Source organism: uncultured Hymenobacter sp. (genome assembly GCF_964243305.1).
In the GTDB taxonomy this organism is placed as follows: Bacteria; Bacteroidota; Bacteroidia; order Cytophagales; family Hymenobacteraceae; genus Hymenobacter.
On the sequence record NZ_CAXTEF010000033.1, the window covers coordinates 42,533 to 53,271 of the forward strand.

Consider the following 10,739-nt stretch of genomic DNA (forward strand, 5'->3'; position numbering starts at 1 on the left):
GCTTAAGTTAAAAGTTGAGCGTTAGAAGTTAAAATTTCGGTCAATGGCATTTTAACTTCTAACGCTCAACTTTTAACTCTTCTCAAGAGCGTACCCTGACCTGAGAACAACTGTAAATTTCCTACCCCCTTTGAAAAAGACCGGCCCGCAGCCGGTCTTTTTTTGGCTTCAGCCGCTGGGCAGATTAACGGCGGCGTTTCTTTGCCTATTCCCTACCCCCCTGCCGCCGCCCAATGCCGTTCCCTACCCCCCTCATCCGCCTCGCCACGGCCGCCGACCTGCCCGCCATCCTGGCTTTGGTGCGCGAAGTAGTGCCGCTGATGCACACGCAGGGCAACTTCCAGTGGTCGGCGGACTATCCGAACGCGGAAGTCTTCGCGCAGGACCTCGCGGCCGGCCACCTGTGGGTAGCCACGCTGCCCGGCGAAACCGCCCTGGCCGGCGTAGCCGCCCTTACCCGCAACGCCCAGGACCCCGAATACGCCCAGGCCGACTGGAACCCCGCCGAGCCGGCCGCCGTGGTGCATCGCCTGGCCGTGGCGCCCGCCGCCCAGGGCCACGGCGTGGCCCTGGCCCTGCTGGCCCAGGCCGAAACGCTGGCCCGCGGCTGGGGCTTCCCGGCCGTGCGCGTTGATACCAACTCCGAGAACGGGGCCACCCAGCGCCTGTTTCCGAAGCTGGGCTACCGCTTCGCGGGCGAAATCAGCCTGGCATTTCGGCCGGGACTGCGCTTTTTCTGCTACGAGAAGCGGCTAACTTAAACCACTGCGGCTGGTTTTATGTAGATTGAAGCATGAAAACCTTTTTGCTGGATGTCCTCACGCCCGAAGACGAGGAGATGGTGGTAGCCATCCTGGAGGGGCTGCGCAAGGGCAATGCCATTGCGTTCCATCCCCTGGAACCCGGCTTCTCTGAAAAAGAGCTGCACGACCAGATTCAAGCCTCGCTGGATTCGCCCCGGCTTTCCTGGGAGCAGGCAACCGCGCAGCTTGGCTTATGATGGTAAGTGGCCGGGAGCTGATTCTGCGGCAAGGCTTTTTGCAGGCGCTCCTGGACCTGGAGCAGTGGACGGGGCAACATAGCCCGCGCCGGGGCCGGGCGCTAGTCAGGCGCATTATGGATTTTGCCTGCGACACTATCGCGCCCTTCCCGCACGCTTTTCCCGCTTATTTCTTGCCCAGCGCGCCCGCCCATTGCGCCGAGCAGTTCTCGACCGGCGTTATGCAGTAATATACGAAGTCGGTGATGCGGAGCTGATTTTTGTGTACGCCTATTCAACTCACCAGAATCCGGCGGCCCTAGAGTTGCCAGCACCTGAGTAAGTTGCTCCGGCCGGGCCACCGCTTCGCGGGCGGAATCAGCCTGGCGTTTCGGCCAAGGCTGCGCTTTTTCTGCTACGAGAAGCGGCTGACTTAATCAGCTCTAATCAGGCACGGCGAAAGCCGCCAGCTCCGCCAGTTCGGTGGCCAGCTGCTTTTCCCACGCTGCCTGCTTGTCCAGAAACGAGCCGTACTTGGTTTCATCATCGTACTGAATATGCCGTTTGCTAGCCCAGTAGACAAGTATTTTCAAGACCGCAATCCGTCGCGCGGCCAACGTTTTACCCAGGAATTATTTACCCTACTCTACGACGTAGTAGCGCCCTTTCCCCAGTTGCAGCCGCTTTTTCAGCCACTTTGCCAGTATTTTCCGCACCGCGAGTTTCGGAAAGTCATTTTCCGCCGACAGTATCTGGCCATTTATGAAGTGCAGGCCGGCCAGGCGGTATTCATCTTGTTTCGGCACAGCAGCCTGGACCCGGACGGCGGCTACGACGAGCTGATTTCCGAATTAAGTTAGCGCTCCTGAAACGGCCACCGCCCCAGCCGCCGGCTCCAGAGCAGAAATACGCCCACGCCCAGCGCAATCACGGCCAGGCCCGAGAGCATGAACTTGGGCCCCGTGCTCCAAAACACCCACAGCCACACGGCCACGGCCACGATGACGGGCAGCGGAAAAAGCGGCATCTTGAAGGGCAGCGCCGCCGTGCCCAGCCGGCGCCGCAGCAGCACCAGCCCCACCGCCTGCCCCACGAACTGCACCAGAATGCGCATGGCCAGAATGGCGGTAATTACCTCGCCGAGCTTGAAAAGCAAACTGAACACAAAGCCTACCCCCCCCAGCAAGAGCAAGGACACGTAGGGAAACTGCTTGGTGGGGTGCAGCTTGCCAAAAAAGCCCAGAAACTCGCCGTCGGCCGCCGCCGCGTAGGGAATGCGCGAGTAGCCCAGCAAGACTGCGAAGAGCGAGGCAAACGCCACCAGCAACACTAGCGCCGTGGCGCCCTGCGCCGCCGCCGGCCCGTAGATGCGCTCCATAAACACGCTCACAATAAACTGCGACTTATCGGGCGCGCCACCCGCGGCGGCCTGCCACTGCCGCACTTCCTGCCACGGAATAACCGAACCCACGCTCCAATTGAGCAATAAATACAGGGCCATGATGCCCAGGATGCTCAGGAAGATGCTGCGCGGAATCACGCGCTGCGGACTCGCGATTTCGCCGCCCAGGTGGCAGACGTTGTAGTAGCCGAGGTAGGAGTAGATGGTTTTGATGGCCGCCTGCCCTAGCGCCGCCGAGAGCAGCACGCCCGGCAGCGTGGCCGCGCCGCCCCCTACCCCCCCACCCGCCGGCAGCCAGGCCACCGGGTGCTGCGCGTGGGTCAGGCCACCCACAATGAGCCAGCCCAGCAGCCCGAGCACGCCCACCCACAGCAGCACCCCCAGCTTGCCAATGTCCTCGATGCGGCGGTAGAGCAAAGCAATGAGCAGCAAAACCACGCCGCCCGACACCAGCTTAGGCTGCCACGGCTCCGTCAGGGGCACGAGGTAGCCGAAATACTGGGCGAAGCCGATGGCGCCCGAGGCCAGCACCAGCGGCGCCTGCACCAGCGTCTGCCACACGTAGAGAAACGACATCAGCCGGCCCCACTTCAGCTCGCCGTACGCCAGCTTGAGGAAGCGGTAGGAGCCGCCGGCCTCGGGGTAGGCAGCGCCCAACTCGCTCCAAATCAGGCCATCGACCAGGGCCAGGCCCGCGCCTACCAGCCAGGCCAGCAGGAAGTTGGGCCCCATCAGCCCCATCACCAGCGGCAGGGTGATGAAGGGCCCAATGCCCACCATGTCAATCATGTTGAGGGCGGTGGCCTGGACGAGGCCTAACGAACGACTTAGACCAGTTTTAACCTCCATCGCGGCTATCTTCTGGTCGTTATAACTCTCCATATTTGGAAGAACGTTTACCAAGTGTTTACCAAAGCAAAAGCCATAATAAGTAAACACTACGTGTTTGGCAATTTTAATTTATTTATGGTTAATATTTAATAGTATCATAAATTAATTTTTCGCGGGCGCAAAAACTCATTTACACGATAGATATTGCGAATCATACTCCGTTGCAAGGTAAATGAGGCTAAATCGGGGCGGTGAGGATGAAGTGTAAGCGTACTAGCCGCAACCAAGTCATTACCCAATATCTTCTTAACTGTAAATGTGTTATCGTAAACGATTGCAACTACACAATTATGTAACAACTCCCATTTACTGTCTGCTATGGGAAAACCTATCACTTCTTCACCTGATAGAATTAGAGGCCCCATGCTGTCATCATGAGCTTCAAAGACTACAGCGCTGCCATCAGTATACACACTGGCGGCGGTTTCATACAAATAGAGACGGCGTGTCTCGTTATAACTTAATTCGTAATTACTCCCTGCGTCAGCAAATAAAGCATGGGCATGTATGGAAATATAAGGCAAATCCACATAACATGCTTCTGTCGACAACACGAGGTTGCGAAGGTCTCTATTAGAGTAAACATACTGTTGCTCAGCAGCTTGTTCTGATTTGTTTGTAATAGAAGAATCTCCTATGCCAAGAGTTAAATTAGAGGAGTCATTGTGAATAAGTTGGGTTAGCGGAACTTGCAAAGCGTCGGCCAATAGTTGCGCCGTGGGAACGCCTAAGCGGGATTTGGGAGTGCCGACGGCGGCATTTTCGAGTGCAGAAAGAATGTAGTTGCGCAGTTGTTTGGCGTCCCCATAAGAGATGGGGTGCTGTCTGCGCAGCTCTCCAATGCGGGCCTCTAGTTGGCGCTGGTTAAGTTGGAGGCGACAACGGGCCTGCTCCACGAGTTTGCCATTTAGATAACAGAAGGTTTTTTTAGCCATATAAGTAGAGCGTGACGCTGGAAAGCATCAAATAAAAGATGAGACAAAAATAATTAATTCTGAATCTTACTCAACGACGCCAAATCTAATAGTTAAGTGGCGGTATCGCTGGAGTGTGGGTTGGGACGTGCAAAGGAGAGGGTAGGGAGATATAGCTGGAAGAGCGGAATAAGGGGCGGGCGGAAGTTTGTTTCAGTACCGGCCTCGGCCTCCCTAGTTCCCTACCCCCCGCCAACGCCCATCCCCGCTCGTGCGTAAGCCCTGGCATGAGTTCCGCTTCCTCTTCCAAGCTGGCCATCTACGGCGCTATCGCGGCCAACGTGGCCATTGCCATCTCCAAGTTCGTGGCCGCGTTTATCACCGGCTCGTCGGCCATGCTCTCCGAGGGCATCCACTCCCTGGTTGATAGCGGCAACGGCATCCTGATTTTGTTTGGCGTGCACCAAAGCGCCAAGCCCGCGGATGCGCGCTACCCGTTCGGGCGCAGCAAGGAACTGTATTTCTGGTCCCTGATTGTCGCCATCCTGGTGTTTTCGGTTGGCGGCGGCATGTCCTTCTATGAGGGCATCGAGCACATCAAGCACCCGGCGCCCATCACCGACCCGACCTGGAACTACATCGTGCTGGGCCTCTCGCTGGTTTTTGAGGGCATTTCGTGCTTTCTGGCCTTCCGAGCCTTTAACGCCGACCGCGGCGACGCCGGCTTCTGGCAGACCTTGCGCCGCAGCCGCGACCCCTCGGTATTTGCCATTCTGCTCGAAGATTTGGCCGCCCTCGTCGGGCTGACCATCGCCCTGACCGGCGTCTATTTCGGACATTTGTTGAACAATCCCTTCCTCGATGGCGCAGCCTCCATCGGCATCGGGCTGCTGCTGGTGAGCGTGGCGGTGTTTCTCATCTACAAAACCAAGGGTCTGCTGGTGGGCGTGGGGGTAGAAGATGAGACGCTGGCCGACTTGCAGCGCATCGTGCAGGCCCAGCCCACGGTGCAGCAGATGCGCGCCCCGCTCACCATGTACCTGGGCCCGCAGGACGTGATTCTGGCCCTCGACATCGAGTTTGAAAGTCGCCTCTCGGCCGACGAAGTCGAGCGCGCCGTCAACGCGCTCCAGGACGCCATCCGCGCCGAGCACCCCGAGTTTCAGCGCATCTTCGTCGAAGCCAAAGCCATTCCGGAACAGCAGCGCGTGCCGAAAGACCCCGTGGGCAGCGCCGCAATTGACTGACTATGAGCAGTCCTGATAAGTCTAAAAAACCTAAGAAACTGTCATGCTGAATGCAGCGCAGCGGAGTGAAGCATCTCGCTCGGGGTGGTAATCCAATCGTATAGTCAAGCTGATTACTTCCCCAAGCGAGATGTCTCGCAAGCTCGACATGACGTTCGGTTAGCTTCATTGCCGCCCTCTGCTTCCTGCTCGCCCCAAATTCCCTACCCCCCCTCTTTCTGCCCAACCTCATGGCCTCTGCCAATTCCTCCAAGCTCGCCCTCTACGGCGGCATCGGCGCCAACATCGCCATTGCGGCCAGCAAGTTCGTGGCGGCCTATTTCACCGGCTCGTCGGCCATGCTCTCCGAGGGCATTCACTCCCTGGTTGATACCGGCAACGGGGTTTTGCTGCTCTTCGGCATTCGCCAAAGCCTCAAGCCGGCCGATGCGCAGCACCCGTTCGGGCGCAGCAAGGAGCTGTATTTCTGGTCGCTGATTGTGGCCATCCTCATCTTTGCCATCGGCGGCGGCATGTCCTTTTACGAGGGCGTGAAGCACCTCACCAACCCGGCGCCCATCACCGACCCGACCTGGAACTACGTCGTGCTCGGCCTCTCCATCCTGTTCGAGCTGCTGGCCTGCTACCTGGCCGTGAAGGCTCTCTACGCCACGCCGGCCGCCCAGAAAACCGGCTTCTTCACGACCCTGAGCACCAGCAAAGACCCGGCGGTGTTCGCCTCGGTGCTCGAAAACCTGGCCGCGCTGGTCGGGCTGGTGGTGGCGCTGGCGGGCGTCTATTTCGGGCATTTGCTTAATAATCCCTTCCTCGATGGCGCGGCGTCCATCGTCATCGGCCTGCTGCTGATGCTGGTGGCCATCTTCCTGGTGGCCAAAACCAAGCGCCTGCTGGTGGGCCTGGGCGTCGATGAAACCCAGCTGGCACAGCTCAACGCCATTATCCAGGCGCAGCCGGCCATCGAGAGCGCCCGCTCGCCCCTGACCATGTACCTGGGCCCGACCGACGTCGTGCTGGCCCTCGATGTGGACTTCAAAGACAACCTCTCGGCCGCCGAGGTGGAGCAGGCCATTGCCGCGCTGCAAAGCGCCATTAGCACGGCCCACCCAGAGTTTCAGCGCATTTTCATCGAGGCACAGTCCATCACCAAGCACAGCCCTACCCCTGCGCTGGGTACTCAGGCGCCCGGCTCCAACCCGCCCGGCGTGCTGACAGTATAGCGGGGCTTGGTCGCGTCTGTTTTTCCCTAAATTACGCTATGAATCCTGTTATTTCCGACAACCCGTTCCAATCCTTCTGGTGGGGTGGCTATGAATGCACCGACCAGCTCAACTGCTTCGGCAACCGCGTTGATTTCCTGCCCCTCACGGGACACTTGCAGCTGCTTGACGAAGACTATACCGACCTGAAGCAGCTGCAAATCAGCACCGTGCGCGAGGGCATCCGCTGGGCCCACATCGAAAAGATACCCTACCACTACGACTGGAGCACGGTGAAGCTGATGCTGGCCGCCGGCCGCCGCCACGGCATTCAGCAGGTCTGGGATTTGTGCCATTTCGGCTACCCCGACGACCTGACGCCGCTGCACCCTATGTTTGCCCGGCGCTTTGCCGCGCTCTGCCGCGCCTTCGTGGACTTTTACCGCGCCGAGCGGCCCGACGACGTGCTCATCGTGACCCCGATTAACGAGGTGAGCTTCATGTCCTGGCTTGGCGGCGACGTGCGCGGCACCTCGCCTTACTGCGTGGGCCAGGGCTGGGAAGTGAAGTATGGCCTGATGCGCGCCTACATCGAGGGCACGGCCGCCCTGCGCGAAGCCGACCCCGGCATCCGCATTCTCACCACCGAGCCGCTCATCAGCATTGTGCCCCCGCCGCGGCCCATTCCGCGCCATCGGCGTGAGGCCCGCCGCGCCCACCTCGACCAGTTCCAGTCGGTCGATATCCTGGCCGGACGCCTGTGCCCGGAGCTGGGCGGACGCGAGGAATACCTGGACATTATGGGCTTCAACTACTACTACGACAACCAATGGCAGCTGCCGATGTACCAGCGCCTGGGCTGGAACGACCCGGTGATGGACCCGCGCTGGGTGCCCTTGCGCACGCTGCTAGCCCAGGCCCACCGCCGCTACCACCGCCCGATGGTCATCAGCGAAACCAGCCACCCCGGCGAAGACCGCCCCATCTGGTGGCGCAGGCTAGGTGAGGAGTGCGCCGCCGTGCGGGCCCAGGGCCTGCCGCTGTGGGGCGTGTGCGCCTACCCCATCATCGACCGCCCCGACTGGGACCACCTCGACCGCTGGCACCAGTCGGGCCTCTGGGATGCCGAGCTGCAGCCCGGCGGCCTACCCCCCCTGCGCCACCTCGACCAGCCGGCCGCTGAGGCCTTCCGGCAGGCGCAGACCGTGGTGGCCGCCGCCGTGCCCCGCCCCAGGCGGCGCCGGCCGGTCAGCCTGAGCGTGTAAGGCAGCTCGGGGCAGTGGCGCCTCAGTGCAGGCACTTCATCAGGGTAAAGGGGGGTAGGAAATTATACTTGTCGCGATGTAGGGTGCGGGGCTTGCCCCCGCCCGGCGTCAGCGCAAACCGAGGCAACGGCGCGACCGGCGGGCGGGGGCAAGCCCCGCACCCTACCTCATTCTTGCAGGCCAGCTCTTGAAGGGTATAACTATTCCCTACCCCCTCTTTTTGTCCGGCAGCTTGAGGGCCGCCCTTGGAAAAGCAGCACTGGAAGCGGAAAGAGCTTGAATTTATCCGGAAAGGAGCGGCAAGAACGGCTTACTGTGCAGCTAATTTTATACCTTGCTGACCTGCGTTTTTCCTGCCTTTCAGCGCCATGCCTGCCCTAGCCCACCTTTACTCGCCCATCGGAATGGTGGAGCTGCGCGCCTCCGACGCCGGCCTGCACGCGGTGCGTTTTCTTGACAAAGGCGATGCCGTGGCGCCGACGCCCGCGGCGGCGCTGGCTGGCTGCCTGCGCGAGGCGCACCGGCAGCTGCACGCCTATTTCGGGCGCGAGCTGCGCGACTTTTCGGTGCCCTGCGCCCCCGAAGCCGGCACCGCCTTTCAGCGGCAGGTGTGGGCCGCGCTGCCCAACATCGGCTACGGCCGCACGGCCTCCTACCTGGATTTGGCCCGGCAGCTCGAAAACGACAAGGCCGTGCGGGCCGTGGGCGCCGCCAACGGCCAGAACCCGCTGGCCTTGGTCTGGCCCTGCCACCGCATCATCGGCGCCGATGGTAGCCTCACCGGCTACGCCGGCGGCCTGCTGCGCAAGCGCTGGCTGCTGGCCTTCGAGCAGCCCCTGATGCAGGGCGGCCTGTTTGGGTGAGAATAGACAATGGGTGAATGGGTGAAGTGGCCAACGTCAGAACACTTCATTGACCCATTGACCCATCCAGCCATTCACTCATTGACCATCCGCAGCAGCTCCTTGTAAATCACGTTGTTCTGCCAGTAGTGCTGCAATACCATCGGCACGTGCCGCTTGCCGGGCAGCACGGTGTAGGCCGCAGGGTGGCCCAGCGCCGCTAGCTGCACCTGAAACTTGCGGCTGCTGTGAAGGATGGAGGGGTAGGTTTTTTCGCCAATGAAAAGCAGAAACGGCGGCGCGGCCGGCGTGAGCTTATACAGCGCCGAGTGCGCTTTCCACCCGGCCGGGTCCTGGCCCCACGGCCCCAGATACTGGGCGTCGCCTTCGTACTCCAGCTTGGTGAGGTACTCGTACATGTCGAGGCCGGCGGGGTCGTCGAGCAGGGCGCCGCGCACCGGGTTCTGGGGCAGGCCGTGGCGGGCGAGCAGGGCATTGTCGGTGGCGAGCAGGGCGGCCAGCCCACCGCCGGCCGAGTGGCCCATCGTAAAGATGCGGGCCGGGTCGCCGCCGTAGGCTTTGATGTTTTGCACCGTCCAGGCCAGGGCGCGGGCGCAGTCGGCGGCCATCTGCGGAATCTGCACCTGCGGGGCCAGGCGGTAGTTGATAATGACCGCTACCACGCCCTGTTTGGCCAGCCGCCGGCCAATAAACGAGTAGAAGCCTTTCGAGCCGGAGTTCCAGGAGCCGCCGTGGATGAAGACGACCACGGGGTAGCCGCCGGCCGCGGGCGCCGCTTTTCGGGGCTGATACACGTCCAGCACGTGCCGCTTCGCGTCGAAGTCGGAAGCCGTGGCCGCCACGTAGGGCAGGTCGGCGGTGCGGCGGCTGGGGTAGGCCGCGGCCAGCTCGGTGGCCAGCAGCAGCGCGGCGGCCGTGAGCAGCAGGGCCAGCGGCGCCAGCAGCAGTCGGGATAAAGTCATTGGCCTGGGATAGAAGCCACCGGCAGCAGCCGGCGCCGGCCTGCACCTACGCCCTACCCCCCCGGCTGGTTTGAAGCCTGCCCAAACCCGGCGTCCCGGAACTTCGCCCGGCCCCGGCGCCTTGCGGGGCCGGCCGGTATCTTTGCCAAGTCCGGCCGGCTTTTCCCTGGCTTTCCCTTTTGCCGATGCGCTCTTCCTGCCTGTTTCTGACTTCTACCGCGCTGGCCGCGCTGCTGGCGCTGCCCCCCGGCGCCGCCCAGGCGCAGCGGCGCGGCCGTTCGGCCCCTACCCCCCCTCCCGCCACCCAGGCCGACGGCAGCCTGAGTTCTGCGCCCGTAGCGCCCGCTGCCCTGCCGCCGCGCCTGCGTCCGCTGTTCGGGGGCGTGAGCGTGGCGCAGGCCACCGCGCTGCTCGGCACTGCCCGCCTCGACGACGTGGCCCGCAGCTTCGCTTCGCGCGCCGAGGCCAGCGCTTTCTTTGCCCGCAAAGGCTTTGAGTATTTAAATGAGAATCAGCCCGATACGGCCACTTACCGCTTCAACCTGGCCTGGCTGCTGAACCCCCAGAACGCCGACGCCTACCACGGGCTGGGCATCATCGCCAGCGGCCAGCCCGCGGCCACCAGCGAGGCGCTGGCCCTGCTCAGCCAGGCGCTGGTGCTGGCCCCGGCCAACGCGGGCATCCTTGCCGACCTCGGCGCCAGCCACCTCAACCGCTACGGCCAGACCAAAAAGAAAAAGGACCTGACCACCGCCGATGGCTACCTGCAGCGCGCCCTCGCCCTCGACCCCAACCAGGCCGCCGCCTGGCAGGCCACGGCCCGCGTGCGCTACCACCAGGAAAAGTACGCCGAAGCCTGGGAGGCCGTGCGCAAAGGCCAGGCCCTGAACCTGACCAGCCTCGACTTCAACTTCATCACCGAGCTGCTGGCCAAGCAGCCCGACCCGCAGGGCATGTTTAAGTAGTGGTTGATAATTATTGGTTAGTGGATAATGATGAGTGATTAAGGTGTGCTTCGCG

General features: G+C 61.9%; 13 protein-coding genes. 9 read left to right on the forward strand and 4 right to left on the reverse strand.

Translation table 11 applies throughout. The features are described from left to right. Positions 1 to 233 precede the first annotated feature (233 nt). Genes ACFE70_RS16085 through ACFE70_RS16095 form a run of 3 tightly spaced genes read left to right on the forward strand, consistent with a single transcriptional unit; the run spans position 234 to position 1,230 of the window. Positions 234 to 761 carry a GNAT family N-acetyltransferase gene (locus ACFE70_RS16085; protein ID WP_375418794.1) on the forward strand — a complete coding sequence of 176 codons (528 nt, stop codon included), beginning with the start codon at positions 234 to 236 and terminating at the stop codon, positions 759 to 761. Between the two features lie 32 nt (positions 762 to 793). Further along, positions 794 to 1,000, forward strand: a complete 207-nt coding sequence (locus tag ACFE70_RS16090) for a hypothetical protein (RefSeq protein ID WP_375418795.1) — start codon at positions 794 to 796, stop codon at positions 998 to 1,000. After that, positions 997 to 1,230 (forward strand): hypothetical protein, encoded by a 234-nt coding sequence (locus ACFE70_RS16095; protein ID WP_375418796.1) that lies wholly within the window; start codon positions 997 to 999, stop codon positions 1,228 to 1,230. Before ACFE70_RS16090 ends, ACFE70_RS16095 begins: the two co-directional genes overlap by 4 nt. 192 nt (positions 1,231 to 1,422) lie before the next feature. On the opposite strand, the gene ACFE70_RS16100 is transcribed toward ACFE70_RS16095, so the two are convergent. Beyond that, the gene (locus ACFE70_RS16100; RefSeq protein ID WP_375418797.1) at positions 1,423 to 1,572 is read right to left on the reverse strand and encodes a hypothetical protein; all 150 of its coding nucleotides are present in this window, start codon (positions 1,570 to 1,572) and stop codon (positions 1,423 to 1,425) included. Positions 1,573 to 1,653: 81 nt separating this feature from the next. Between ACFE70_RS16100 and ACFE70_RS16105 the strand changes: the two genes are divergently transcribed. Beyond that, a complete protein-coding gene (locus tag ACFE70_RS16105; protein ID WP_375418798.1) occupies positions 1,654 to 1,839 on the forward strand; it encodes a hypothetical protein in 186 nt (61 codons plus the stop codon). Here the strand turns inward: ACFE70_RS16105 and ACFE70_RS16110 are convergent. Continuing rightward, positions 1,836 to 3,263: an APC family permease gene (locus ACFE70_RS16110; RefSeq protein ID WP_375418799.1), complete on the reverse strand. Its 1,428-nt coding sequence runs from the start codon at positions 3,261 to 3,263 to the stop codon at positions 1,836 to 1,838. The two genes, ACFE70_RS16105 and ACFE70_RS16110, sit on opposite strands and share 4 nt — an antisense overlap. Before the next feature lie 104 nt (positions 3,264 to 3,367). Beyond that, positions 3,368 to 4,207, reverse strand: a complete 840-nt coding sequence (locus tag ACFE70_RS16115) for a helix-turn-helix transcriptional regulator (RefSeq protein WP_375418800.1) — start codon at positions 4,205 to 4,207, stop codon at positions 3,368 to 3,370. Positions 4,208 to 4,473: 266 nt separating this feature from the next. Between ACFE70_RS16115 and ACFE70_RS16120 the strand changes: the two genes are divergently transcribed. From ACFE70_RS16120 to ACFE70_RS16135, 4 genes are all read left to right on the forward strand, one after another. Next, positions 4,474 to 5,433: a cation diffusion facilitator family transporter gene (locus ACFE70_RS16120; RefSeq protein ID WP_375418801.1), complete on the forward strand. Its 960-nt coding sequence runs from the start codon at positions 4,474 to 4,476 to the stop codon at positions 5,431 to 5,433. 230 nt (positions 5,434 to 5,663) lie between these two features. Beyond that, complete coding sequence (locus ACFE70_RS16125) at positions 5,664 to 6,650, forward strand: cation diffusion facilitator family transporter (RefSeq protein WP_375418802.1); 987 nt, start codon at positions 5,664 to 5,666, stop codon at positions 6,648 to 6,650. A 38-nt stretch (positions 6,651 to 6,688) separates the two neighbouring features. After that, positions 6,689 to 7,894, forward strand: a complete 1,206-nt coding sequence (locus tag ACFE70_RS16130) for an amine oxidase (RefSeq protein WP_375418803.1) — start codon at positions 6,689 to 6,691, stop codon at positions 7,892 to 7,894. A 368-nt stretch (positions 7,895 to 8,262) separates the two neighbouring features. Then, positions 8,263 to 8,757: a methylated-DNA--[protein]-cysteine S-methyltransferase gene (locus ACFE70_RS16135; RefSeq protein ID WP_375418804.1), complete on the forward strand. Its 495-nt coding sequence runs from the start codon at positions 8,263 to 8,265 to the stop codon at positions 8,755 to 8,757. A gap of 74 nt (positions 8,758 to 8,831) precedes the next feature. Here ACFE70_RS16135 and ACFE70_RS16140 read toward each other — a convergent pair whose 3' ends face one another. Then, positions 8,832 to 9,719, reverse strand: coding sequence for an alpha/beta hydrolase (locus ACFE70_RS16140; protein ID WP_375418805.1), 888 nt, complete (start codon positions 9,717 to 9,719; stop codon positions 8,832 to 8,834). Between the two features lie 185 nt (positions 9,720 to 9,904). Here ACFE70_RS16140 and ACFE70_RS16145 point away from each other — a divergent pair, with 185 nt between their 5' ends. Next, positions 9,905 to 10,684, forward strand: a complete 780-nt coding sequence (locus ACFE70_RS16145) for a hypothetical protein (protein ID WP_375418806.1) — start codon at positions 9,905 to 9,907, stop codon at positions 10,682 to 10,684. Positions 10,685 to 10,739 lie beyond the last annotated feature (55 nt).